21 protein-coding genes are annotated in these 25,565 nt (G+C 34.3%); 5 read left to right on the forward strand and 16 right to left on the reverse strand.

Annotation, left to right across the window (positions count from 1 at the left end):
- Window positions 1-37: 37 nt before the first annotated feature.
- On the forward strand, window positions 38-808 hold the full coding sequence (locus tag C0512_RS00785; RefSeq protein ID WP_367160252.1) for a Bax inhibitor-1/YccA family protein: 771 nt from the start codon (window positions 38-40) through the stop codon (window positions 806-808).
- A gap of 41 nt (window positions 809-849) precedes the next feature.
- Here the strand turns inward: C0512_RS00785 and C0512_RS00790 are convergent, their stop codons facing one another.
- Window positions 850-1,365 carry a PAS domain-containing protein gene (locus C0512_RS00790; protein ID WP_290858134.1) on the reverse strand — a complete coding sequence of 172 codons (516 nt, stop codon included), beginning with the start codon at window positions 1,363-1,365 and terminating at the stop codon, window positions 850-852.
- A gap of 130 nt (window positions 1,366-1,495) precedes the next feature.
- On the opposite strand from C0512_RS00790, the gene C0512_RS00795 reads away from it, so the two are divergent.
- Window positions 1,496-2,386, forward strand: a complete 891-nt coding sequence (locus tag C0512_RS00795) for a T9SS type A sorting domain-containing protein (protein WP_290858136.1) — start codon at window positions 1,496-1,498, stop codon at window positions 2,384-2,386.
- Window positions 2,387-2,413: 27 nt separating this feature from the next.
- On the opposite strand, the gene dinB is transcribed toward C0512_RS00795, so the two are convergent.
- Window positions 2,414-3,496, reverse strand: a complete 1,083-nt coding sequence (gene dinB, locus C0512_RS00800) for a DNA polymerase IV (RefSeq protein ID WP_290858137.1) — start codon at window positions 3,494-3,496, stop codon at window positions 2,414-2,416.
- A complete protein-coding gene (locus tag C0512_RS00805; protein ID WP_290858138.1) occupies window positions 3,471-5,540 on the reverse strand; it encodes a recombinase in 2,070 nt (689 codons plus the stop codon). Before C0512_RS00805 ends, dinB begins: the two co-directional genes overlap by 26 nt.
- Window positions 5,541-5,616: 76 nt before the next feature.
- On the opposite strand from C0512_RS00805, the gene C0512_RS00810 reads away from it, so the two are divergent.
- A complete protein-coding gene (locus tag C0512_RS00810) occupies window positions 5,617-6,087 on the forward strand; it encodes a CYTH domain-containing protein (RefSeq protein ID WP_290858139.1) in 471 nt (156 codons plus the stop codon).
- A gap of 1 nt (window position 6,088) precedes the next feature.
- Here the strand turns inward: C0512_RS00810 and C0512_RS00815 are convergent, their stop codons facing one another.
- The 10 genes from C0512_RS00815 to uvrC all read right to left on the reverse strand — a co-directional run bounded on the left by C0512_RS00815 (window position 6,089) and on the right by uvrC (window position 18,947).
- A complete protein-coding gene (locus tag C0512_RS00815; protein ID WP_290858141.1) occupies window positions 6,089-6,589 on the reverse strand; it encodes a septal ring lytic transglycosylase RlpA family protein in 501 nt (166 codons plus the stop codon).
- A gap of 81 nt (window positions 6,590-6,670) precedes the next feature.
- Entirely contained in the window at window positions 6,671-7,093 is a 423-nt protein-coding gene (locus C0512_RS00820) for a hypothetical protein (RefSeq protein ID WP_290858142.1), read from the reverse strand.
- 69 nt (window positions 7,094-7,162) lie between these two features.
- Window positions 7,163-8,806, reverse strand: coding sequence for a glucose-6-phosphate isomerase (pgi, locus tag C0512_RS00825; protein ID WP_290858144.1), 1,644 nt, complete (start codon window positions 8,804-8,806; stop codon window positions 7,163-7,165).
- Between the two features lie 10 nt (window positions 8,807-8,816).
- Entirely contained in the window at window positions 8,817-10,055 is a 1,239-nt protein-coding gene (locus C0512_RS00830) for a peptidoglycan DD-metalloendopeptidase family protein (protein WP_290858146.1), read from the reverse strand.
- A gap of 19 nt (window positions 10,056-10,074) precedes the next feature.
- Window positions 10,075-11,010 carry a tryptophan 2,3-dioxygenase family protein gene (locus C0512_RS00835; protein ID WP_290858148.1) on the reverse strand — a complete coding sequence of 312 codons (936 nt, stop codon included), beginning with the start codon at window positions 11,008-11,010 and terminating at the stop codon, window positions 10,075-10,077.
- Window positions 11,010-11,801 (reverse strand): DUF3108 domain-containing protein, encoded by a 792-nt coding sequence (locus tag C0512_RS00840; RefSeq protein ID WP_290858150.1) that lies wholly within the window; start codon window positions 11,799-11,801, stop codon window positions 11,010-11,012. Before C0512_RS00840 ends, C0512_RS00835 begins: the two co-directional genes overlap by 1 nt.
- Before the next feature lie 389 nt (window positions 11,802-12,190).
- The gene (hppD, locus tag C0512_RS00845; RefSeq protein WP_290858151.1) at window positions 12,191-13,351 is read right to left on the reverse strand and encodes a 4-hydroxyphenylpyruvate dioxygenase; all 1,161 of its coding nucleotides are present in this window, start codon (window positions 13,349-13,351) and stop codon (window positions 12,191-12,193) included.
- 45 nt (window positions 13,352-13,396) lie between these two features.
- Window positions 13,397-14,551: a homogentisate 1,2-dioxygenase gene (locus tag C0512_RS00850; protein ID WP_290858152.1), complete on the reverse strand. Its 1,155-nt coding sequence runs from the start codon at window positions 14,549-14,551 to the stop codon at window positions 13,397-13,399.
- Between the two features lie 292 nt (window positions 14,552-14,843).
- On the reverse strand, window positions 14,844-17,015 hold the full coding sequence (locus C0512_RS00855) for a patatin-like phospholipase family protein (RefSeq protein ID WP_290858154.1): 2,172 nt from the start codon (window positions 17,013-17,015) through the stop codon (window positions 14,844-14,846).
- A 132-nt stretch (window positions 17,016-17,147) separates the two neighbouring features.
- Entirely contained in the window at window positions 17,148-18,947 is a 1,800-nt protein-coding gene (gene uvrC, locus C0512_RS00860) for an excinuclease ABC subunit UvrC (RefSeq protein ID WP_290858155.1), read from the reverse strand.
- Between the two features lie 72 nt (window positions 18,948-19,019).
- Between uvrC and C0512_RS00865 the strand changes: the two genes are divergently transcribed.
- Complete coding sequence (locus C0512_RS00865) at window positions 19,020-19,586, forward strand: 5-formyltetrahydrofolate cyclo-ligase (RefSeq protein WP_290858156.1); 567 nt, start codon at window positions 19,020-19,022, stop codon at window positions 19,584-19,586.
- Here C0512_RS00865 and C0512_RS00870 read toward each other — a convergent pair.
- Entirely contained in the window at window positions 19,583-20,212 is a 630-nt protein-coding gene (locus C0512_RS00870; RefSeq protein WP_290858157.1) for a lipoprotein signal peptidase, read from the reverse strand. The genes C0512_RS00865 and C0512_RS00870 overlap by 4 nt on opposite strands.
- 184 nt (window positions 20,213-20,396) lie before the next feature.
- On the opposite strand from C0512_RS00870, the gene C0512_RS00875 reads away from it, so the two are divergent.
- The gene (locus C0512_RS00875) at window positions 20,397-21,641 is read left to right on the forward strand and encodes a hypothetical protein (protein WP_290858159.1); all 1,245 of its coding nucleotides are present in this window, start codon (window positions 20,397-20,399) and stop codon (window positions 21,639-21,641) included.
- 129 nt (window positions 21,642-21,770) lie between these two features.
- Here the strand turns inward: C0512_RS00875 and C0512_RS00880 are convergent, their stop codons facing one another.
- Entirely contained in the window at window positions 21,771-22,151 is a 381-nt protein-coding gene (locus C0512_RS00880; RefSeq protein WP_290858160.1) for a TraR/DksA C4-type zinc finger protein, read from the reverse strand.
- A gap of 8 nt (window positions 22,152-22,159) precedes the next feature.
- Window positions 22,160-25,561, reverse strand: a complete 3,402-nt coding sequence (gene ileS / locus C0512_RS00885) for an isoleucine--tRNA ligase (protein WP_290858161.1) — start codon at window positions 25,559-25,561, stop codon at window positions 22,160-22,162.
- Window positions 25,562-25,565: the final 4 nt, after the last annotated feature.

Raw genomic sequence — 25,565 nt, forward strand, 5'->3', positions numbered from 1 at the left:
ATTTTTTTATATTTGAAAGACAAAAAAATAAATCACAATGACATCAAACAATCCATTTTTTAAAAGTAAATCATTCAACAAACCTCAAACAGTAGAGGTTGATGAACAAGGAAATCGTTCGGTACTAATTGATTACAATGAAACCATGACTGTTTCAGGAACTATTAATAAAAGTTTAATAATGCTTTTATTATTGGTTGCCTCGGCTACCTTAACTTGGATGATGACCGCAAGTGGTTATAATCCCTTGCCATTCTTAATTGGTGGTGCTGTTGTTGGACTAATTTTAGTTGTTGTAGCCTCCTTTAAACCACATCTTTCCGGCTATTTAGCTCCGGGTTATGCTTTATTTGAAGGATTATTTATTGGAGCTTTATCTGCTCTTTTCGAATCCATGTACCCTGGAATCGTGATTCAGGCAGTAGGAGCAACTTTTACAACATTTTTAGTGTGTTTCATGTTATATAAATACAAAGTGGTTACCGTTACGGAGAAATTCAAATCTATTGTGATTGGAGCCACCATCACCATTGCTATCTATTACCTTATCACTTGGTTGTTGAGTATGTTTACAAGCTTCCAACCGGTTCATTATGGAAATTCCTTAATGAGTATAGGAATTAGTGTCTTAGTTATCGTAATCGCTGCCTTAAATTTATTTCTTGATTTTGATCAAATTGAAAAAGGGGCTGAAAAACAAATGCCCAAATACATGGAATGGTTTGGAGCCATGGGATTAATGATAACCTTAGTTTGGTTATATGTCGAATTCCTCCGTTTATTATCAAAAATATCGAGTAGAGATTAATTACAATTCATATAAAAAAGGAGCTTTAAAAGCTCCTTTTTTTATGCCGATTTCTCAAAAGCGATAAAATTAATCAATTCGCCGTTTTGGTTAAAAATTGGAAAACCTTTGATGTGGCAATTATATAGTGACCCGTCTTTACTGTAATTAATTACCTTTTTTTCAAAGGGCTTTTGGCTTCGAACTGCTTCTCCTATTTCCTTTGCTGTTTTTAAACAAGTCGCTTTTCCTTGAAATAACTTTGGCGAATGACCAATAACTTCCTCCGGTTGATACCCATTCATTCGAACCATGTTTTGTGAAGCGAATACAATTTTTAAACTAGGACAAGTAACCACCACTACAGTATCAACATCCCATTGCGTTTTCACCGCTGTATTTGATTCCCAAGAATTTAAAAGGGCTAAAAGTGTAAGTTGATGTTGGTCTGTTATTGTTTTACTAAGTTGATTTAAATAATCTCCATAAAAATCCCATGTCAGCAAGGGCATTTTTTTGGCATCTAATTGACTTAAATAAGTCGATATTCCTTCGTCGTAGTGTTTAAATTCAAGCATTTTAAGATAATTTGAGTTCAAAATTAGCTTTTTATCTCAACTAGCAATTTGTTCAACTAAAGTTTAACGATTGTTGAACACTTGTATAAAAGTAAATAAAATACAAAAAATTAATATATTTGAATCGCTTATGAATAAAAAAACACTCCTTCTGTTTCTATTGTCTTGCATGAACATGTTCGGACAAGCTTATATCCCCTTGTTAGATAATCAGAATGAATGGCATTTTACAAATTGCTATGAAGGTTGTCTTACAGATATTTACTATACCAATGGTGATACTATCGTAAATAATAAAACACATAAAATTTTGGATGGTTTTCACTATATCTCTCGTTCATTTTTATTATCCGAAAATGTAGAGCAAAAAAAGGTATATCTCACTAAAATTACCGCAAATCATATCGATGAATACCTATTATATGATTTTTCGTTAGTTGAAGGTGATACTTTTGAAATGAAAAACCCCATCTCACCTTTTCCGAATCAGGGTGGATTGTTTGTGTTAGATTCTATCCGACAAGTTCCTATTTGGGAGGGTGAACTTCGCAAACATTTTTATTTTTCTCCGCATGAATCCAATACAATCAGCTCTCAAAAAGCCATTTGGGTGGAAGGTGTTGGTTCTTTATCCATGATAAATGCTCCCGGTGGATATCCTGACATCAATGGTGTTGGCCTTTTGAACTGTTTCTTTAAAAATGGCACGTTATTTTATTCTAATTTAACTCCGGAAGTGACTGCTTGTGAACCGACTATCTTATCTAATCCTAAAAACATCCAACTGGAAATTGTTGTTTATTTTCCTGAAAATGACAAGTCTGTTTGCTATCTAAAAAATACGGATGAAGTCAATTTCGTGGAACTTTTTGATTTAAATGGAAGGAAATTAGCCCTATTTGAAAATCATCAACAAACTGAAATGCGATTGGATTTAAACGCATTTTCAAAAGGAATGTATTTGTTGAGGATTAAGAACAAAAACAATCATTTGATATACTATAAGATTTGGGTAGTTTGACAATTATTTAGCGAAAATTAAAAAAATTTAAAACTCAAACTTCAATTGTACCACCACGGTTTTCTGCACTTCAGTATTCAAATTGTTTAATGAAATCCCCAACAAACGAACGGATTCTTTTAGTTTTTCCTGGTATAATAATTCTTTGGCCGTTTCGAGTAATAATGCTTTATCTGAAATAAAATAAGGCAAGGTTTTGCTACGGGTTTGTTGAGAAAAATCAGAGTACTTAATTTTTAATGTAACCGTTTTTCCGGCAATTTTGTGTTTTTGCAAACGGCGTTCGAGTTCTTTAGCAATACTCTCTAAACGATCTTCCATGAAAACTTCAGAAGATAGGTTTTCATTAAACGTACGTTCAGCTCCCACCGATTTTGAAATACGATTCGGTTTTACCGGACTGTTATGAATGCCCCGTACAATATAGAAATAATGTGTGCCGCTCTTGCCAAAATGCTGTTCTAAGAAGTCTAAACTGCGGGTTTTTAAATCTTTCCCGGAATAAATACCCAATTGATACATTCGTTCGGCCGTAACTTTACCGATGCCATAAAATTTGCGAATGTCTAACGCTTCCAAAAAAGCTTCCACCTCATCCGGATTAACCGTTTTTTGCCCGTTTGGTTTATTATAATCTGAAGCTACTTTCGCGACAAATTTATTGATAGAAATACCCGCTGAAGCGGTTAAGCCTGTTTCTTCAAAAATACGCTTACGAATTTCCTGAGCTAACAAGGTCGCACTGGGATTACCTTTTTTATTTTGAGTCACATCTAAATAGGCTTCGTCTAGTGATAGCGGTTCAACCAAGTCCGTAAACTCGTAAAATATTTTTCGGATAATTTTAGAAATTTCGGTATATCGATCAAATCGAGGTCTAACAAAGATTAAATCGGGACATTGCTTTTTGGCTAGAACGCCACTCATTGCACTTCGAACTCCAAATTTTCGGGCTTCATAGCTGGCCGCAGAAACAACTCCACGAATTTCACTTCCTCCAACAGCCAAAGGCTTTCCTTTTAATTCCGGAAAATCAAGCTGCTCTACAGAAGCATAGAACGCATCCATGTCAACATGAATTATCTTACGGTATTTTATCTCCTCCTTCATGATGCACTTCTATTGTTCCTGTTGGGAAAAAGAAAGAAAATGGTTTGCTTTTAAAATGTCTCCAAATAGAAGCGGAAATTGGTTTAAATTCAGAAAGCGGAATAGCTCTTGATCGAAAAGCTAAACCAAGAGATAAACCGAAACTAACCATAAAGTTAACCAACCCGATGATTCCGATGCCAAATATTCCCCAAAACAACATCCAATTATCCAAGGTGTAATTTGAACCATAAAGTCCAAGAGCCAGATTTCCACTGGCAAAAGTAATATGTCTGATATCTAAATTTAAACCGAAAAAGACGCCTATTGAGGCGGTGGAACCCATAAAAATACCAAACCAAAAATTTGAAATAATGCCGGCCCATTTTTTTTCATACCAGTGAGCAAATTTTTCGGCTTTTTCTTTCCCAAAACTGCGTTTTAAAAATGGATGTTCTTTAATTCGGAGATAAATTTGATAATGTTTATCGCGATTAGCTACACTTCCGGAAATGATTCCCGACAAAAACAAAAAGCAGCCTGCAATAGCCGCATGAAAAATAGCCATTGAATGAACCGGGCTTAAATCTGTCACTAAAGTATTCCATTTCGTTTCGGCAATATTATAGTGAAAAGCCAAATCAATAAGCCAAATTCCCAATAAAGATATCGGGAAAGCCATGATAACATTCCCAACAAAGGCAATGAATTGTGAACGGAAAACGCGAGCAAAAAACACAGCAAATCCTTGGTGTTTTTGGTTCGAATTTCCGTTTTCTTTTATTTCGTCTTCCAGCACTTTAACTAAAGCGGAAGCGGTCATTGCGGGCTGTTTTGTAGCCAATGTAAATCCTAAAACATAAATAGCAATAAACCCAAAAGAATAATTCATACTATACAAAAAAGCATGGCCAAAATCACTGGTTTCCACTTTTGAGAGCAAAACTTTAATGACACACAAAATCCCGACTATTAATCCACCTCCCAAAGCTGTATTGAACATTTTAAAATATTCGGATCTGGATTGAGTGATATATTTTTCTCCGGTTTTAGCTGTATGTTGTGTGATTTCATAGGAAAGCAATTGGGTACTTTCTTTTATAAATGTTCGAACATTATTTCGGGTACAATTGTATTTAATTAATTTGTAGGCCAATCGGATACTGTTTTTTTTCTTATCCGTTTCAACATCTACTACTAAAAGCGGAATAAGAATTTTTAATCGATATAACTGTTGCCTGATTCGGAGTAAACTTTGATTCACCCGAAGTGTTATACCAAATTTAGAAGAATTTTGAAATGCTTTTTCTACATATTCTTCACATTGTTTATGCAAAACAAAAAGCTGTTTATAGGACAAACTTTCGGACGTTGTAAAATGATTGTTGTCTTTTGTTTTAATTTTGTCCTGAATTGATAAAAGTTCTTTTTCGAATGCCGCGAAAGGACTTTCAAAATGAAAATACTCCGGAACCATTTTCAACACATCCGATTCTAATGCCCGCCCACTCATTCGTTGAGCAATTAACGACATTGACATCATTAGTTCCGATAAAACAGAATTTTGTTCAACCGATTCATAGAGCGAGGTAAACCCTACTAATTCATATAAATCTTCAATTTGATTAATTGGGATTTTTAACAGCCAAATCGGGTCAGAATCTAAATAAAAAACCTGATTCAAAACAAATTCTAGGGTATCTGGTTCATGTTGATAGGGCAAAATTCGGGCATAAATTCGTTTTTTAACTTCAAATAAAAAATCCACATCCTGAAGTATAGCAGCATCTGATAATATTCTACTGATTTTTTTCTCAAAAAGTAAACCCTTCAGATAACTTGAAAATTGATTTGTAATTGATTTATTTTTCTTCAAAAACAGTAGTAAATCCGTAAGGTCTATTTCATCTGTTTTTTTTAGATTTTTAGGCCGAATTGAAGCTACAATTTTAACTAGAATTTCTAACGGGTCAATTGTTGCTTCCCACCGTTTATTATTATCGAAATAATCGGTTAAAACATCAATCGTCGTTACTTTTTTCTTTTTAGTAAAGGATACAGCCATTTGGTATATTTGTTTTGTAAAAATACGAATCAAAAATATTTATATCTACCTTGCATTCATATTATATGAAAATATTATGATAGAAATTGAACGAAAATTTTTAGTTACTTCTCCACAATTTAAAAAAGAAGCTTTTCAGGAATCGAGAATTGTACAAGGCTATTTAAATTCACATCCTGAACGTACTGTTCGCATTCGAATCAAAGGAAATAAAGCTTTCATAACCATCAAAGGCATTGGAAATGAAACGGGTTTAACGCGTTTGGAATGGGAAAAAGAAATTTCTGTAGCCGATGCAGAAAAACTTTTAAAACTTTGTGAAACAGGAATTATCGACAAAATTCGTTACGATATCAAAGTCGGTAATCATGTCGTTGAAGTCGATGTTTTCTCCAGCGAAAATGAAGGATTAATTATGGCTGAAATAGAATTAGAATCAGAAGAAGAAGCTTTCGAAAAACCTTCTTGGTTGGGAGAAGAAGTAACCAACGACGAACGTTATTACAATGCTTATTTAAGCAGAAATCCTTTTAAAAACTGGAGCTAACTCAATTTATTGTGTCTTTTATTTCTTCAACTAATTCAATCGTCACTTTCATCGAGCCATATCCGTTATGTCGGGCAATATCCTGAAAAGCTCTTTTAGACAAATCAATTTCTCTTCCTTTCGTAAAGGGTCCGCGGTCATTGATTGTTACAATAGTTGATTTTCCATTGGCTTCATTGGTTACCCTAACTTTTGTTCCAAATGGGAATTTCCGGTGTGCAGCCGTGTGCTTTTGATTGTCAAAAACTTGTCCGCTTGCAGTTCTTTTCCCTGTAAATTTATCCGCATAATAAGAGGCATGAGCTCCTTTTTTATACAATTTAAAGGTAAAATTACCTTCTGTTGCAATGCTATCGATGGCAGTTTTATCATTTTTAGTAGTATCTCTATGGATAATTCTATTTAATGATGGTTTTTCGAAATGCTTTGTTTCAAAAGAAAAACTACTGAAAAACAATAAGGCAAACAGCCCAAACACAATCAGCTCGGTTTTATGTTTCATAATCCAGATTTTAAGTGCGTTTATCATTAACAAATAGTGTTCCAAAATGAGAAAACCACGAAAAAACGTGGTTTTAAACTTTTATCCTAACCAAGAACTCCAAGGAATTCGAATTAAAATAAGTAATAATCCCAACCCGTAAAAAACCATAATTTTTTGAAATTTAAGGTTGTTGGCTACTTTTTTATGTTTTGACCATCCAATTGTAATTAATATAATCGCTATGATGTTGATTAATGGATGTTCCATCGATGTTAATCGGATAGCCGGGTCTTTCATTTGTCCTAACGAATCTAATCCTAAAGGAGAAACTATATATAAAATAAGCCCTAATAACAATTGAATATGAGTAAAAATCAACGCAAAAAGTGAAATGCGTAAATCTTTGGGTTGAAATAATTTTTTGCCGGTATAGCCTAAAATAGCATTAATAACAGCTAAAAAAAGAAGTATTAGAGCCAAATAGGCCCACCAAGAATGCAATTTTTGTAATAATTCGTACATAGGTGATTTTTTATGAAAAACAAATATAGTAAAATAAAAAACCCTATCAAGCAGATAGGGTTTCGATTTTTATTTTTGGTTTAAAAAATGTGTCAATAAAAAGTTGGTTGAACTGTCGTGGTTTTTAATTTTACCGGAAGTAATTTCCCCTAAAATTGAATTGGCTAATTGTTTGCCTAGTTCAACACCCCATTGGTCATAACTGAAAATATTCCAAATAACACCTTGTACAAATATTTTGTGTTCATATAAGGCAACTAAAGAACCTAAAGTCTCCGGAGTTAAACTGGTAATTAAAAAAGTATTTGTAGGTCTATTTCCTGAAAATATTTTAAACGGTAATAAAAAATCTGCCTTTTCTCCAGAAACTCCTTGTTTTTCAAATTCAGCCATGACTTGTTCTGCAGGTTTTCCGTTTAATAAAGCCTCGGTTTGTGCAAAAAAGTTAGACATTAATTTATCATGATGATCTTGATTTCCATAAAGCGAATGTACAAATCCAATAAAATCAGTTGGAATCAATTTTGTCCCTTGGTGAATTAATTGAAAGAAAGCATGTTGAGAATTTGTTCCCGGTTCTCCCCAGATTATTGTTCCGGTTTGATAATTCACCGGGTTTCCTTCACGGTCAATGCTCTTTCCGTTACTCTCCATTATTCCTTGTTGAAGATAAGGAGCTAATTTTTGAAGATATTGCGTATACGGAATCAAAGCTTCACTTTCCGCACCAAAGAAATTATTATACCAAATACTTAATAAAGCTAAAATAACCGGAATGTTTTTTTCAAACGGTGTTGTTCTAAAATGCTCATCCATGTCGTGAGCTCCAATCAATAACTTGTCAAAATTTTCATAACCAACGGCTAAGCTAATGGATAATCCAACAGCACTCCAAAGCGAAAATCGACCACCAACCCAATCCCACATTGGGAAAATGTTATCGGGATGAATTCCAAATTCTGTCACTTTTTGAATATTGGTAGAAACGGCGACAAAATGCTTGGCTACATCTTCTTGCTTAGCTGCTTTTAAAAACCAATAGCGAATTGTTTCGGAATTAGATAAGGTTTCTTGAGTAGTGAACGTTTTAGAAACAATTACAAATAAAGTTGTTTCGGGGTTTACTTTTTTTATAACTTCGTTCACATGATCACCATCCACATTTGAAACAAAATGGACATTCAGTTGATTTTTATAAAACTGAAGGGCTTCAACTACCATTGCTGGGCCCAAATCAGAACCACCAATACCAATGTTTACCACATCCGTAAAAGGCTTTCCTGTAAAACCTTTTCGTTCACCGTTAACCACTTCTTCCGTGAAGTTTTTGATTTTATTTTTTACGGCCACTACTTCCGGCATCACATTTACCCCATCAACCAAAATACTTGCATTAGAAGAAGCCCTTAATGCTGTGTGTAATACGGCTCTGTTCTCTGTTTGATTAATTAAATCACCGGCAAAATATTTCGATATAGCATCTTTTAAATCAACTTCATTCGCTAGAGCCAAAAGATATTGTTTTGTTTCTTCAGTAAGAATATTTTTAGAATAATCGACTAAAAAGTCGTTCCATTGAATATGAAATTTTTCTACTCTTCTAGCATCCTTAGCAAAAAGTTCTTGCATAGAAACATGTTGCATTTCTTCAAAATGCTTTTTCAAATTTTGCCAAGCTGCTGTTCCTGAAGGATTGGTACTTTTTAAAGCCATGATATCAATTTTATTTTTTAAACTGTAGTGTTGCAATGCTGTCTAACTCCCTTTTTAAAGGAGCGATATAAGTTAAATAATTTTTCCGGTGTTTTTCATTCATCGGTTCAGTATTTGGTAATTTTTGTGATAAAGGATCAACTTGAACACCATTTTTCCAAAAGCGATAACACACATGTGGACCGGTGGCTAAACCTGTACTTCCCACTTTTCCAATCACCTGACCTTGTTCAACACGTTGCCCTTGTCTTACTAAAATTTTGGACATATGTAAATATTGAGTGGAATAAGTTCCGTTGTGTTTTACTTTTACAAAGTTCCCGTTTCCAGCTGTATATCCTGTTTTTTCAACAACTCCGGAAGCTGTTGTTTTAATAGGAGTTCCTTGTGCCGCCGCATAATCTGTTCCTTTATGAGCTTTCCAAGTCATTTGGACTGGATGAAAACGTTTAGGTGAAAAACGAGAAGATATTCTAAAATAATCCAACGGAGCCTTCAAAAACATGGTTTTCAATCCTTTTCCTTCTTCGTCATAATAATCCACTTTTTTGGATAAACTGTCTAATTTGTATGGAAAAGCGTAGATTTTTTTGCCTTTATGTTCAAAAAAAGAACTTTCCATTCTTTCTACACCGGCATAAATACTGTCGTTGATATATTTTTCATAAAACGTTACCGCAAATTTATCATCTTTTTGAATCTTAAAGAAGTCAATTGAATACTCATAAATTTTTGCTAAATTATTTGCCATTGAAGCATCGACACCATTTTTACTTAATGTTTCCGACAATGATCCACTAATTGACGTAGCAATAGTTCTTCGTTTTATAGTGATGGGTTTTTGTTTATTATAAGCAATCACCACAGTATCTCTGAAATCCACAACACTGTAATGAATATTATCTTTCTGATAAATAAAAACCTGTAATTGGTGAGGTGCTTTTTTTGATTTTAAAAGGGTAAAAGGCTTGCCAATTCGAATATCCCGAAGATTAAAACTATCTTTTACCATTTCTGTGACATCATGCACTTTAAAAGTACCGATGTTATTTTCTTCTAATAATTTACTGAATGTGTCTCCGCTTTGAACTGTATCTTGAACTACTAAATAATCATTGTACGTAAACCCAAACTCAACAATGATTGGCTCTTCTTTAATAACTTCTTTAGGAACAACTTTTTTATCTTTTTCTTCGCAGGCGAATAAGAGTAAAGTGATTAGAGATATCGTTACTATTTTAAATTTCAATGTTTTTTCTTTAAATCAATTATATACTTTCTTTTTCTCCCCAAGTGGCCAATTCCTCAGCAGACCATAGTTCAGGGAAGAAAATTCTTCGTTGGTATTTGGGCAACATGTATTTTTTCCAATCACTGCCACCTGTTGCTTCTCCGGTTCCGTGTCCGCTTTCAATATATTTTTTTGCTGCATGATAATGACCCATTACCCAAGTTATGTTGACGGTGTAATCATAATGTCGCATCGCATTAACTAATGCTTCATTTTTTTGGTCGTTTTCAGGTAATTGTTTGAATTTTCGCCACAAATTAGTGGTGTTATATTCTTCCATAAAACGCAAAAATTCCTTTTTATATTTTCGTTCGAACTCTAAAATTAAAAAAGATTTTCCGCCGGTTTGGTAATCTTTCCCGGCTGCTTGCCAATACAAGTGTTCAAACGCATGTTCATAGGGCGTATTTCTATCTATCGTTGCTCTAAAACGGTAATCAATCAAGTTAATCAAATCAGTTGATGAAAATTCAATAAATCGGTATTGAGCACTTTGAAAACCACTGGCGGGTGTTAACGTATTTCTGAATTTCATGTATTGTTCAACGTCCATTCCTTCTTTCATAATGGTAAAAGAGGTTGTCAACATGTCGAAATAACGACTGATTCTCATTAATTTTTCAGTAAAATAATCTGTTTCAGGTTGCTCCGTTTGGCAGAGTTGTTCAATTTCCCAAAGAATCATTTTAAACAATAATTCATTCACTTGATGGTACATAATAAATACCATTTCATCCGGTAAAGTTGTTCGTTGGGTTTGAAGATTAAGCAAGGCATCCGTTTGGATATAATCCCAATAGGTTATTGGTTTTGCCCACAACAGTCCTTCTAAATGTGTATCAGTTTTTTGATTTATTGCCTGAAATTTTTGTTCTATCTGTTCTAAAATTTCTTTGTGTGCTATTGAATTCATTACGGTTTTGCTTTAACGGTAAATGTGTGTTTTAGTCCCTTGAATTGTTCCAAATCTGCTTTTATTGAACCTACAGCTAAACTGGCTTTAATTCGAACGGGTAATTTGTTGTCATCATCTGATATCCATACAGTTAAGCTCTCTTGTTCTTTAAAAACACGACCGGCTTGAACATAAGGTCTAAATATCATTGTGGAAATTACCCCAAATTTAGTTTTTAAATCTTCACGACCAATAAATTTCAACTTAAATTTAGTCGTTTCATCATCAAAAAACATATCGACATTAATTGACTCACCCACTTTCAGTTTGTCAACATTAGGGTGATTTCGTAAATAGTAAAAGGTAGATAAAATGTCTTGGGTATTATCAGGAACTTCAAAGGTTTTTTCCGTTTTTTTCTTGTAATCTTTGACTAAAATGGTTTTATTTTTATGATTAAAGAACCCTTCTTGGTTTTTTGTATAACCCCCTTCATCTATTTTTCGAACAAATTGATATGGATTTCCGGATTCTTTGTCAAAATAACTTTGGTAATCATCATCCACTTCAAAAAAGAACTTAGTCATTCCAACGGTATAACCACGGCCTTTGGCATGAAAAACTTTTTTATTATTGCGAACAGCTTCTTTCACTTCTAGTTCTGCATAACCGGCGTTTATTAGGCCATAATGTATGCGGAATTTAAACCATTCTCCCACTTCAAAAGCTTCTTCCTTCCTTGCTAAATTAGCCTGGGAATTGAAACTTACTGTCGATAAAAACAAAACGATTAAGAGAAAATTTTTCATAACACTACTTGATTTTTCAATAGATAAATCAATTTCTGTTCCAAATGTACTAAAACTAAAAAAGACCTCAAAAAATGTGAGGACTTTAATGTTTTTTTAAGAATCTGAAAAATAGAAAGACTTTTCTAAAGCCAATCCCGAAGTTTCGGTACTAAAAACACAAAACCCAACCGTTACCGATTGGGTTGTATGCTATTAACTAACCAAAAAACTATAAATTATGAAAAATTTATATTACACTAAGAAGGTAACCACTCCTTCTTTTGCGAGTGCAAAGGTAATCTGTTAGTTGTATTATTTTTAATGAAAATTCAACTTTAACTAAATATTTGTAAAAAAATAGCAGTTTATAGGTCAAAAATTTCATTATCTGTAATTTTTGTATTGTTTTATAACGTTCCTCTTAAAGCTTGCTCTCTTTCTATGCTTTCAAATAACGCTTTAAAGTTACCTGCTCCAAATCCTTTTGCTCCCATTCGTTGAATAATTTCATAAAACAACGTTGGTCTGTCTTCAACAGGCTTGGTAAAAATCTGTAATAAATAACCGTCTTCGTCCGCATCTACTAATATGGAAAGTCTTTGTAATTCTTTAATATCTTCTTTCATCATATCCATGTGAACACCTAAGCGACGTGGAATATCATCATAGTAAGCTTGTGGTGGAGGTGGAAGAAATTCTACTCCACGGGCTTTTAATCCGGCAACGGTTTTAATAATGTCATCTGTGGCAACCGCTAAGTGTTGAACTCCAGACCCTTCATAAAAATCAATATATTCTTCAATTTGAGATCTTTTATTCCCTTTCGCAGGTTCATTAATTGGGAATTTTATTCTTCCATTACCATTACTCATTACTTTACTCATCAAGGCAGAATATTCGGTGTGAATTTGTGTATCATCGAAAGAAAGGAAATTTTCAAATCCCATCACATCTTCATACCATTTGACCCATTGGTTCATTTCGCCCCAACCGACATTCCCTACCATGTGGTCTACATATTTTAATCCAAGTGGCTCCGGATTATATTCTGATTTCCATTCTACAAAACCAGGTAAAAAGGCTCCGTTGTAATTTTTTCTTTCTACAAATATGTGAACCGTTTCTCCATAAGTATGGATTCCGGAACGGACAACTTCGCCGTGTTCATCTTTTTCAACGGTTGGTTCCATAAATGATTTAGCCCCTCGCTTAGTGGTTTCTTCCCAAGCTGAACGGGCATCTTCCACCCAAAGAGCAATCACTTTCACTCCATCTCCATGTTTGACAAGATGTTCATTGATAGGTGAATTACTCGTTAATGGTGTTGTTAATACCAATCGAATTTTATCCTGTTTTAATACATAACTCACGGAATCTTTTGATCCTGTTTCTAATCCGCGATAGGCATGTGATTGATAACCAAATGCGGTTTTGTAATAATGTGCCGATTGTTTTGCGTTTCCTACATAAAACTCAACATAATCTGTTCCTAAAAGTGGAAGGAAGTCTTGTGCTCCTTCAAATATTTTTTCCAGTCCGTATTCAACGGATTTTACTTCTTTACTCATTTTTAAAATATTTTTTTAACCCTAGCGGGGTTTTATTGTTAATTTCTACAACCAGCTTTGAAAATAGTTATCATCAGCAATTTTCATCGCTTCTTCTGTTACCATTAAAGGTTTGAACGTGTCAACCATTACGGCTAACTCAAGTGTTTCTTTTTTTCCAATACTTCTTTCCGCAGCTCCGGGATGAGGACCATGAGCAATTCCGGCAGGATGTAAGGAAATGTTACCGGCTTTGATATCGTTTCTACTCATAAAATCACCATCAACATAATACAAAACCTCATCTGCATCAATATTACTGTGGTTATAAGGTGCCGGAATCGCTAATGGATGATAATCGTATAATCTAGGCACAAATGAACAGACAACAAATGCAGTTGTTTCAAAAGTTTGATGTATTGGTGGTGGAAGATGAATTCGACCGGTAATTGGCTCAAAATCATGAATGGAAAATGCATAAGGATAATTGTAACCATCATACCCTACGACATCAAAAGGGTGTGAAGCGTAAACCATTTCAAAAATTTCGTCTTTCTTTTTTACTTTGATGATAAAATCACCTTTTTCATTATTTGTTTCTAATTCATACGGGCGACGGATATCACGTTCGCAATACGGAGAATGCTCTAACAATTGTCCAAACCAATTACGATATTGTTTTGGAGTATATATTGGAGCGTGCGATTCTACAATAAACAAGCGGTTATCTTCGGTATCAAAATCTATTTTGTATATAATCCCACGGGGAACGATAAGGTAATCTCCATATTTAAAATCAAGATTCCCATAGATTGTTCTCAATTTACCGGAACCTTTATGAATGAAAATCATTTCGTCGGAATCTGTATTTTTATAAAAATAATCCGTGGTTGATTTTCTAGGAGCGGCTAACACGATATGACAGTCTGAATTAGTGAGCACAATTTTTCTGCTTTCCAAATAATCGTCTTGAGGAGCCACATCAAAACCGCTCAATTTGTATGACTGAATATTGTTAGATTTAGCGATTATCGGAGCGATACTGTATTGTGAACGAATTTCTTTTACTTGTGTAGGTCGTTGTTCGTGATATGAATTAGTCGACATGCCGTCGAAACCTACCGTACCGAAAAGTTGTTCGTAATACAAATCACCGTTTGGTTTACGAAATTGTGTATGACGCTTTGGTGGAATATTTCCAAGTTTATGATAAAATGGCATAATTTTAAAATTAGATAATTAATAAAAACGGATAGTTGAATTAGTTGATTTACCGATTCAACAAAAATATCACTCCGGATTTCTCTTTTGAAGAAAATGAAGATACTCTAACATCCCTTGCCAAAATGATTTATTCATGAAGAATGATATTATTTCAGTTGTTTTTCTTAATATTAATTCCCACAATAATTCCTAATGCAAAAGCTAATAACAACCCTAGAATTATAACCATTTTGCTGTTTTTTTTATATAATATACAAATATCGTAAAAAATATTAAATAATATGTAAAATTAAAACCAAAAACCTACGCCAAACCAAGTGAAGGAATCTTTGGTTTCAGGGGACCAACTTTGTTTAATTTCAACGGGGCCAAAAATGGTTTCCAAACCATAACCAATGGAATAACCAGAATAAGTCGGTAATTTTAACCATCCATCATTCACAAAAATATCATACCCCATATTGGCATAATTTGCAGTTACATTTAAGTGATTTTTTTTGAAGATTTCATAATCAAAACTTAGGCTGCCCATCACATAACTATTTCCGGTTAACCCAACAAAATCATAGCCATAAAAATGTCTAAAATTGTTAAACGGCTTATAACCATACCCGCCAATAAAAAAGTTTAAAATAGGAATACTTTGCTCACCAACGGTAAACCCTCCTTCTGATTTTAAAATAAACGAACCTTTTCTAAATAATTTTTGAGCATATGCCGCTTCTGCTTTGAAAATAGTGTGCATTAAAAAAATATCTTCAAATCTGGAAGAATATAAAAATGATTGAACATCTCCATTAAAATACCATCCTTTTTTTGGAAAATATTTATTATCAAACGAATCAAAATTCATATTGCCAAAAACAGATAAATAATCTCCATTATCAAAAATAGCCGTTGAATTAGAAAGTGTTTCTGAATGGATTTTAAGATTCATCAGCTCTACCCCTATTTTTGCACTGAATTTTTGAACAAAAAGTGTTTGGATATATAATTGGTTTGTAAAATTCCTGTAATCAACATTTATTGAATTAGTACCGGCTTCTCTTAAAACATCCCATTCACTAAAATTAGTATTTATATTTCTATTAAATTGATAAAATTTAGAATTAAAACCAACACTCAAATTATAACCAATATCAACATTATAGTCTATGAAATACCTAAAATTATCACCCAACACAACATCTGCGGAAAACACATCATTTTTAAATAATAATTTTTTCTTGGTATAGTTCACTAAAATGCCACTTTTGAACAATCCGTCATAATGAAGTCCTAACTTTAAATACGTTTTGGTAGGGTTTTCAACTAAAAAAAGATTTAATTGATCGCCTTCTTCTTCTTTTTCTAACGTGTAACTTAACGAACTGAAGTTTTGAGTAGTATTTAAAAAATCAATACCCCTTACTAAGTCGGCGTAGCTTATTTTTTGCCCCGGTTTAAATCTTAATTTTCCTTGAACATAATACTTTGTATAATTTTCAAGTGGGTTGATTTTGATTGAACTAATGTATAAACTGTCTACTTCTGTTTTTGGAAAAACTGTTATTGGTCTTTTATAATTTGTACTTAATTTTTTGAATTCATCCATAAACTCTTTAGCAACATTTTCACCAATTTGAATTATTTCTGGACCTTTATCAAAAGAAACAACTGTGAAATCATTTATGCTGGGCTTGATGTAAATATCGATAAGATGTTTTTTTTCTTCCATCTTCTTAATCATTTGTAAATTCGATATTTGAACCAATAATTTTGTTGCTTCCGTAAGTTCTTCTCTTTCTTTTAATTCATATTGAACATCAACACCGATAACGATATCGGCTCCCATTTTTTTAACTTCCTCTACCGGAAAATTATTTAATACTCCGCCATCGATTAAAAATTTACCATCAATAATTACCGGTGCATATAATGTTGGTAAAGCCCCGCTCGCGACGATAGCTTGAGACAAAAATCCGTGATCTAAAAAGACTTCCTGTCCTGTTTCTATATCAGTAGCTATACACACGAATGGAATGGGTAATTTTTTAAAATCCCGCTCATGCCTAACATGATCCAATAACCGTGTCATTAAATTATAATTATATAAACCTCTGGAAAGTGCAATCGGGACACCTAATTTAAATTTATTAAAAGGTAAAGTAACCGCATAACGATCATTATTCTCTCGTTCATAATAATCTTTTGAAACTCTTGGCGTATAATCTTGTATAATTGCATCATAATCAGCCGCTTTAAATATGCTGTCGATTTGTATCGCGGTATAACCGGATGCATATAACCCGCCGACAACAGCTCCCATACTCGTCCCTCCAATATAATCTATTTTTATACCGGCTTCATCTATCATTTTTAGAACCCCAATATGAGCCAATCCTTTCGCTCCTCCTCCGCTAAGAACAAGTCCAATTTTTGGTCGTTGAATCGTGTCTTGAGAAAAAGCGGTAAAAGGCAAAAGGCAAAAGGTAATTGGAAATAGTAAATATAAACTGATGTACCTAATCCGAGTTGGTAATCTCAAAAAAGGCAAAGGGGAAAAGGTAAAAATTGTAACCAAAAAGGTCTGAACAATTCGCTTCAAAACAATTTATTTATTTATTGCCTTGTAAAATTCGTAAATTTTTTTGGCTTTTGCTACTCCAACCACAGCTGAAATTTCATTTTCTGAAGCCAGTGCTAATCTTTTAACACTTTTGAAGTGTTTTAATAACATTACCATCGTTTTCTCGCCTACTCCTGGAATTGTTTCAAGTGTGGTTTGCAAGGCTGATTTACTCCTTTTTTCCCGATGGTGCGTAATCCCAAATCGGTGTGCTTCATTCCGCAACTGCTGAATTATTTTTAAGGTTTCCGATTTTTTATCCAAATACAAAGGAACAGAATCACCGGGATAAAACAATTCTTCTAATCGTTTGGCTATCCCTATAATTGCAATTTTTCCACGTAAGCCTAAATCATCCAAACTTTTTAAAGCTGATGACAATTGTCCTTTTCCACCGTCAATGATAATGAGTTGTGGCAACGGTTGATTTTCATCTAACATCCTTTTGTATCGCCGAAAAACCACCTCTTCCATCGAAGCAAAATCATCCGGGCCAACTACTGTTTTGATATTGAAATGACGATAATCCTTTTTACTGGCCTTTCCATCTTTAAAAACCACACAAGCCGCGACGGGATTTGTTCCTTGAATATTTGAATTGTCAAAACATTCAATATGCCTTGGTTCTACTGAAAGTCGCAAATCTTTTTGCATTTGAGCCATGATTCGATTTGTGTGCCGCTCAGGGTCTACGATTTGAATTTGCTTTAGTTGTTCTAAACGGTGGTATTTGGCATTGCGTTGAGAAAGCTCCAGTATTTGCTTTTTATCGCCCACTTGTGGAACGGTGACTTTTATTTTGTCTCCGAAGTCAAGCTCAAAAGGTAAAATAAGTTCTTTAGAAGTTAAATGAAAACGCTCCCGAAGTTCTACAACGGCCAACTCCAACAACTCCTCATCCGTTTCGTCAAGTTTCTTTTTCAATTCCAAAGTATGGGAACGAATAATCGCTCCATGAGCAATTTGGAGAAAATTGACATACGCCATCGTTTCGTCTGAAACAATAGAAAACACATCAATATTAGAAATCTTCGGATTCAAAATAGTTGATTTTGCTTGGTAATTTTCTAAAACTGCTATCTTCTCTTTGACTTTTTGAGCTTCTTCAAATGCCATGTCTGTAGCCAACTCCTGCATTCTCATTTTAAAATCTTTTAAACTTTCTTTAAAGTTCCCTTTCAAGATTTGTCGGATTGCATCAACTTGTTTTTGGTAATTTTCTAATAATTCTAATCCTTCACAAGGTCCTTTACAATTACCGATATGGTATTCTAAACAGACTTTATATTTATTGCTATTAATGTTAGTTTCGCTTAAATCATAATTACAAGTTCGCAACGGATACAGTTCTTTAATTAAATCAAGTAAGGTATGAACCGTTTTAAAACTGGTATAGGGTCCAAAATACTCTGAACCATCTTTAATCATTTTTCGGGTTGAAAAAATACGGGAAAAAGGTTCTTTTTTAATGCAAATCCAAGGATAGGTTTTATCATCTCGCAGCATTACGTTGTAACGTGGTTGTAATTTTTTGATTAAATTATTTTCCAGCAAGAGAGCATCTTGTTCGGTAGAAACAACAATGTGTTTGATAGTGACAATTTTGCGAACCAATACGTTTGTTTTGGCATTATCGTGCGTTTTATTAAAATATGAAGAAACTCGTTTCTTGAGGTTTTTGGCTTTTCCTACATAGAGAATTTTTTCCTCCTTATCATAATACTGATAAACTCCCGGGCTGTCGGGAAGTGTTTGAAGTTGGAGTTCAAGTGAAGGATTATTCATGTAACAAAGTTAATTGGATAATTAAGATTTTCAAATGAGGTGCAACGAAAATAATTTTGTTATTTTTATACGATGAATAAAAACGATTTACGCAAGCAATATAAAACTCTTCGAGCCGAACTTTCTAACGAACAAAGAGAACAAAAAAGTCTAGCAATTGCCAATCAACTTTTGAATGTTGTCATTTGGGACAAAACCTATTACCATTTATTCCTTTCTATCGAGGAACAAAAAGAAATTGACACAGAATTTATTCTTCAGGTTTTAGCCGGAAAAGACAAAGAAATTGTTCTTTCAAAAAGTAATTTTGAAAACGGGGAAATGACTCATTTTCTGTTGACAGACAATACTAAAATTAAAAAAAATGAATGCAACATCCCGGAACCAATCAATGGTTTAGAAGTGCCTGTTTCAAAAATTGATGTCGTTTTCGTGCCGCTTTTAGCCTTCGACAAAAAAGGGCATCGGGTGGGATATGGTAAAGGTTTTTATGATCGCTTTTTATCAGCTTGTAATCGGGAAACCATTAAAATAGGTTTGTCTTTTTTTGAAGCCGAAGAAACTATTGAAGGAATTAATGAATCTGATGTTCTGTTAGATTATGTTGTAACTCCCTTAAAAGTGTATCATTTTATTTAAGCCAAAGCTTCTTTTGATTCTTCTGTTTTATCAGTTGTCCCAAATGCTTTTTTATTAAACACAATTAATATTCCCACTCCTGTTGAAATGGCCATATCAGCAATGTTGAAAATTGCATTAAAAAAAGTGAAATATTTACCCCCAATAAAAGGAAGCCACTCCGGTAAAGTTCCTTTCCAAATTGGAAAATAAAGCATATCGACAACTTTTCCATGAAACCAAGTTCCATAAGGTTGTTCAGAAAAAAATACCGAAGGAGCATTATAACTATCGTTGAAAATCACCCCATAAAAAACACTGTCTATAATATTTCCGAAAGCTCCGGCTAGAATTAAGGAAACAGCAACAATTAAATAGGTAGAACTCGCTTTTCGAACACAATCCCACAACCAATAACCAATACCAAAAACAGCAACAATTCGGAAAAGGGTTAAAATTAATTTGCCATAATCGCCCGGGATTTCAGTTCCCCAAGCCATTCCTTCATTCTCTATAAAATGAATCCTAAACCAATCGAACACCTTTATTTCACCCCCTAAAATAAAATGGGTTTTTATATATAATTTTGAGACCTGATCAGCTAAAAGAATCAGAAAGACAATCAGATAGGCCTTTTTTAAAGTCATTTTTAAAATTTTATCGTGCAAAAATAGGAATATTATCCATCAAAAAATACATTCTCCTTGGCTTGTCTCAAATTTTAGGTTTTTTTTAATCTTTCACGCAACTTTTTTATTTGATTTGCATCTGAAGTTTATGACTATTGTATTAAAAAAGTCAGTAATTTTGTTAAACCTAATTCAATATATAATGAAAACAGTAAAAATTATTGTTGTTGCTTTTATTCTTAGCTTTTTTGCTTCTTGTAACAACGAGGATGACAACAGCGAAATGGCAAAATTCGCCGTTCCTGAAATAAAATCATTAGCAACTATTCGCAGTAGTATAAACGTAACTTCCGCTCAAGAAACAAATGCAGACGGAAAAGTCTATGTTGCTGAAAATCTCTTATTTTATGTTGCTCAAGAATCCGGTATTCACATTTTTGACAATTCAAACCCTGCAAGTCCACAAAATACGGCTTTTATCAACTTAGAGGGCGTTCACGACATTGCTGTCAAAGGAAATTATCTTTATGCCGATAATTTTATTGACTTGGTTGTTTTTGACCTTTCTAATCTTTCTAATATTACCGTTGTTCAAACCGTTGAAAATGCCTTTGAATTTTATCCTTCCTATCCGGATGATGCAGAATTTTATGCCTTTGATGTGTATCCTACTACTAATGAAATTATTGTGGGATATCGTATTGAGAACCGAAGCAGACCACAAGGTCAGGATTTAATTTTTGCAAACGATGCGTTGGCTAGTTTTGAGAGTTCTGCTGCAGGTTCTGTGGGAACAGGTGGCTCTTATGCGAAATTTCAAATTAACAACAATGCTCTTTATGCCGTAGAAAGTTATGAACTTAATGTGTTTAACATCAGTGATCCAACTCAAGCTTTTTTTGATAAAGCAGTATATATGACCGAATGGCTTGGCGGAGGGCAATTTGAAACCCTCTTCAAACAAAAAGAATTCTTATTTGTGGGGTCCACGAACGGAATGTATATTGTGAATGCCCAAGATGAGTTTAATCCTTATTTCGTGTCTGGTTTCTCGCATGCTACTGCTTGTGATCCGGTTGTAGTATTTGCAAATACAGCCTATATTACGGTTAGAGGTGGTTCTACTTGTGGTGCTATTGAAGACCAGGTAAACGTAATTGATATCACGGATATTTCGAATCCAACTTTAGTTTCTACCTATTTATTGGGTGATCCTCGTGGATTGGGTATAAAAGATAATGTTTTATATGTTTGTGCTGCCGGAAACCTAAATGTGTTTAATGCCACAAATCCGGCAGAGTTAACACTTCAAAACACCTACTCAGATGGTGTGCAAGACGTAATTCCTTTAAATTCACATCTTATAGCTGTGGGAAGCAACAAAATTATCCAATACAATTATGGAGCAAACCATACGTTGGAACAAATTAGTGTGGTGAATTTTTAATACTTTTCATCGATAACAAAGAGAGACCTTATAGTCTCTCTTTTTTTATATTCACTTTTTTCAATTCAATGTTCTTTTCACAAAAAAAGCCTCGCATAAGCGAGGCCTCTTAAACTATTTAAATACATATTAACGCTGCATGTTTTTTGCCTCGATGCTCATTGTAGCATGTGGCACTAATTTCAATCGTTCTTTTGATATCAATTTACCGGTCACTTTGCAAACACCATAGGTTTTGTTTTCTACTCTAAAAAGAGCATTTCTCAAATCGCGGATAAATTTTTCCTGACGAATGGCTAATTGCGAGTTGGCTTCTTTACTCATCGTCTCACTGCCTTCCTCAAATGCTTTAAAGGTGGGTGACGTATCGTCTGTTCCATTATTTAAATCATTCATATAAGCACTTTTGATAAGTTCCAAATCATTTTGGGCTTTCTCTATTTTTTTTAAGATAATTTCTTTGAACTCTGCCAAATCGGCTTCTGAGAACTTTACTACTTCATCTGTCATAATCTAATCTATTTTGAAATTATTATTTTTGTTTTAATGTCATCAAACTCAATTTCTGTACCAATTTCTATTTTTTCTTCAAAGACGAGTGATTTAGTTAAGGTCTCAGACTGAACATAGTCTAAATTAGCGGTAATCGCTTGTTCTAAATTCCCATTCTTTTCTAATTGAACTTTTATTTTATCCGTAACTTCAAATCCACTGTCTTTACGTAAATTTTGAATACGATTTACTAACTCTCTTGCAATTCCTTCATTCTTCAAATCCTCCGTGATGGTAATGTCTAATGCAACCGTAATTCCATTTGCATTTGCTACTAACCAACCCGGAATATCCTGCGAGGAAATCTCTACATCATCTTGTGCTAAAGTTATTGATTTTCCTGAAAGTACAAGCGTGTAGCTCCCGCTTTGGTCAATTTCATTAATTTGCTCTTGCGTAAAACTTTGTATCTCTTTGGCAATCAATCCCATATCTTTCCCAAAACGAGGGCCTAACGTCTTAAAATTAGGTTTGATTTGCTTCACTAAAACCCCGGACGCATCGTCTAATAACACGATTTCTTTCACGTTTACCTCTGCTTTTATTAGGTCAGAAACCGCTTCAATTTCAGCTCGTTGATTTTCGTCAAGTATAGGAATCATAACCTTTTGCAACGGTTGACGTACCTTAATCATCTCCTTCTTACGCAAGGATAAAACCAGTGAAGAAACCGTTTGTGCTTTCATCATTTTGCTCTCCAACGATTTATCAACATATTTTTCAACATAGTTAGGGAAATCAGCCAAATGTACACTGTCAAAATTTTCTGAATGTGTTGCTTGCGTTAAATCTCGATAAAGCCTGTCCATAAAGAAAGGAGCTATTGGTGCCGACAATTTTGCAACAGTCACTAAACAAGTATAAAGCGTTTGATATGCCGCGATTTTGTCTGTGCCGTATTCCCCTTTCCAGAATCTTCTTCTACACAAACGTACGTACCAGTTGCTCAAATGCTCTTGTACAAAGTCAGAAATAGCTCTTGCTGCTTTCGTCGGTTCATAATCGGCATAACTTTCATCCACTAACAGCACTAACGTTTGCAATTCTGATAAAATCCAACGGTCGATTTCAGGTCTTTCTGATAAAGGAACTTCTGCCTCTTTGAATGTAAACCCATCAATATTGGCATACAACGAAAAGAAAGAATAAGTATTATATAGGGTGCCAAAGAATTTTCGCCGCACTTCCGCCACACCTTCAATGTCAAATTTCAAATTGTCCCACGGATTTGCATTGGCAATCATATACCAACGGGTAGCATCCGGACCATATTGAGCCAATGTTACAAATGGATCAACGGCATTTCCCAACCGTTTGGACATTTTTTGTCCGTTTTTATCCAAAACTAATCCGTTTGAAACCACATTTTTATAAGCTATTTTATCAAAAACCAAAGTTCCAATTGCATGCAACGTATAAAACCAACCACGTGTTTGATCAACTCCTTCCGCAATAAAATCAGCCGGAAAAGCTAAATTATCATCAATTAATTCTTTGTTTTCAAACGGATAATGCCATTGTGCGTAAGGCATCGCTCCACTGTCAAACCACACATCAATCAAATCAGATTCGCGATTCATTGGTTTACCCGATGCAGAAACCAAAACAATTTTATCGACTACATTTTTATGTAAATCAACCAAATCATAATTTTCGTCGCTCATATTTCCAATTTGAAAACCCTTAAAAGGGTTGACTTTTTGAAATCCCGCAGCGATTGATTTTTCAATGGCTGTGTACAATTCTTCCACTGAACCTATGAGTACCTCTTCTGTTTTATCTTCCGTTCGCCAAATTGGTAATGGAATTCCCCAATATCTTGAACGTGATAAATTCCAGTCATTCGCATTTTTTAGCCAATTCCCGAAACGTCCTTCTCCGGTAGCTTTTGGTTTCCAATTGATAGTATCGTTCAAATCGAACATTCTGTCCTTTATCTCCGTTACTTTGATAAACCAAGAATCTAAAGGATAATATAAAATCGGCTTGTCTGTTCTCCAACAATGTGGGTAACTGTGCACGTACTTCTCAACTTTGAACGCTTTGTTTTCCTCTTTTAATTGAATGGCAATTTCAACATCGGCTGACCGTTCAGGTGCTTCGCCGTCATTGTAATATTCATTTTTCACGTATTTGCTTGAAAAATCGCCTAATCCTTCAATAAATTTTCCTTGTAAATCAACTAATGGAACGGGATTTCCTGCTTCATCAAGTACTAGCATCGGTGGTACTTCTGGCGATGCTTCTTTCGCTACTTTTGCATCATCCGCACCGAAAGTAGGGGCCGTGTGAACAACTCCTGTTCCGTCTTCTGTCGTGACAAAATCACCTGAAATTACTCTAAACGCATTTTCCGGATGCTGATACGGTAAAGCCCAAGGCAATAATTGTTCATAACGGATGCCAACTAAATCTGAACCTTTACATTCGGCTAAAACTTGATACGGAATCTTTTTATCATCTGCTTTATAATTGGTAAAATCATCCTCACTTGTTGCTAAAACAAACTTCCCTGCAAATTGTTTGCCGACTAAATTTTTGGCCAACATCACTTGTACCGGTTCAAACGTATATTGGTTGAATGTTTTCACCAATACATAATCAATTTTTGGTCCAACAGTTAAAGCTGTATTACTGGGCAACGTCCAAGGTGTTGTCGTCCAAGCTAAAATATGTATATCGCCAAAACCTTGTAAAAAGCTTGGTAATGTATCTTTTTTTGTTTTGAATTGTGCAACTACAGTAGTATCAGTGACATCACGATAACTGCCCGGTTGATTAACTTCATGTGAACTCAAACCGGTTCCTGCTTTAGGAGAATACGGTTGAATCGTATAGCCTTTGTATAATAAATCTTTGTTATAAATTTGTTTTAATAACCACCAAACCGTTTCCATGTATTTGGATTTATAAGTCACATATGGATCTTCCATATCAACCCAATAACCCATTTTTTCGGTCAAATCGTTCCATACATCAGTATAACGCATGACGGTTCGTTTACACGCTTCGTTGTATTCTTCAATGGAAATCGTTTTTCCAATATCTTCTTTCGTAATCCCTAATTCTTTCTCTGTTCCTAATTCGACCGGTAAACCGTGTGTATCCCATCCGGCTTTACGCTTAACTTGAAATCCTTTTTGTGTTTTATATCGGCAAAAAATATCTTTAATCGCACGAGCCATCACGTGATGAATTCCCGGCAAACCATTGGCTGAAGGCGGCCCTTCAAAAAAAACATAGGGTTTATTTCCTTCGCGTGAAGTTACGCTTTGTTCAAAAATGTGGTTTTCCTTCCAATACGCCAATACTTCCGATGCCACTACAGGCAAGTCAAGTCCTTTGTATTCCGTGAATTTCGTGCTCATGTTT

It is taken from the genome of Flavobacterium sp., assembly GCF_013822155.1.
In the GTDB taxonomy this organism is placed as follows: Bacteria; Bacteroidota; Bacteroidia; order Flavobacteriales; family Flavobacteriaceae; genus Flavobacterium.

What these genes read in the sequence shown, in the direction of transcription:
- C0512_RS00785 (WP_367160252.1), top strand. Translation starts at nt 38, where the DNA reads ATGACATCAAACAATCCATTTTTTAAAAGTAAATCATTCAACAAACCT.
- C0512_RS00790 (WP_290858134.1), bottom strand. Translation starts at nt 1,365, where the DNA reads ATGCTTGAATTTAAACACTACGACGAAGGAATATCGACTTATTTAAGT.
- C0512_RS00795 (WP_290858136.1), top strand. Translation starts at nt 1,496, where the DNA reads ATGAATAAAAAAACACTCCTTCTGTTTCTATTGTCTTGCATGAACATG.
- dinB (WP_290858137.1), bottom strand. Translation starts at nt 3,496, where the DNA reads ATGAAGGAGGAGATAAAATACCGTAAGATAATTCATGTTGACATGGAT.
- C0512_RS00805 (WP_290858138.1), bottom strand. Translation starts at nt 5,540, where the DNA reads ATGGCTGTATCCTTTACTAAAAAGAAAAAAGTAACGACGATTGATGTT.
- C0512_RS00810 (WP_290858139.1), top strand. Translation starts at nt 5,617, where the DNA reads ATGATAGAAATTGAACGAAAATTTTTAGTTACTTCTCCACAATTTAAA.
- C0512_RS00815 (WP_290858141.1), bottom strand. Translation starts at nt 6,589, where the DNA reads ATGAAACATAAAACCGAGCTGATTGTGTTTGGGCTGTTTGCCTTATTG.
- C0512_RS00820 (WP_290858142.1), bottom strand. Translation starts at nt 7,093, where the DNA reads ATGTACGAATTATTACAAAAATTGCATTCTTGGTGGGCCTATTTGGCT.
- pgi (WP_290858144.1), bottom strand. Translation starts at nt 8,806, where the DNA reads ATGGCTTTAAAAAGTACCAATCCTTCAGGAACAGCAGCTTGGCAAAAT.
- C0512_RS00835 (WP_290858148.1), bottom strand. Translation starts at nt 11,010, where the DNA reads ATGAATTCAATAGCACACAAAGAAATTTTAGAACAGATAGAACAAAAA.
- C0512_RS00840 (WP_290858150.1), bottom strand. Translation starts at nt 11,801, where the DNA reads ATGAAAAATTTTCTCTTAATCGTTTTGTTTTTATCGACAGTAAGTTTC.
- hppD (WP_290858151.1), bottom strand. Translation starts at nt 13,351, where the DNA reads ATGAGTAAAGAAGTAAAATCCGTTGAATACGGACTGGAAAAAATATTT.
- C0512_RS00850 (WP_290858152.1), bottom strand. Translation starts at nt 14,551, where the DNA reads ATGCCATTTTATCATAAACTTGGAAATATTCCACCAAAGCGTCATACA.
- uvrC (WP_290858155.1), bottom strand. Translation starts at nt 18,947, where the DNA reads ATGAATAATCCTTCACTTGAACTCCAACTTCAAACACTTCCCGACAGC.
- C0512_RS00865 (WP_290858156.1), top strand. Translation starts at nt 19,020, where the DNA reads ATGAATAAAAACGATTTACGCAAGCAATATAAAACTCTTCGAGCCGAA.
- C0512_RS00870 (WP_290858157.1), bottom strand. Translation starts at nt 20,212, where the DNA reads ATGACTTTAAAAAAGGCCTATCTGATTGTCTTTCTGATTCTTTTAGCT.
- C0512_RS00875 (WP_290858159.1), top strand. Translation starts at nt 20,397, where the DNA reads ATGAAAACAGTAAAAATTATTGTTGTTGCTTTTATTCTTAGCTTTTTT.
- C0512_RS00880 (WP_290858160.1), bottom strand. Translation starts at nt 22,151, where the DNA reads ATGACAGATGAAGTAGTAAAGTTCTCAGAAGCCGATTTGGCAGAGTTC.
- ileS (WP_290858161.1), bottom strand. Translation starts at nt 25,561, where the DNA reads ATGAGCACGAAATTCACGGAATACAAAGGACTTGACTTGCCTGTAGTG.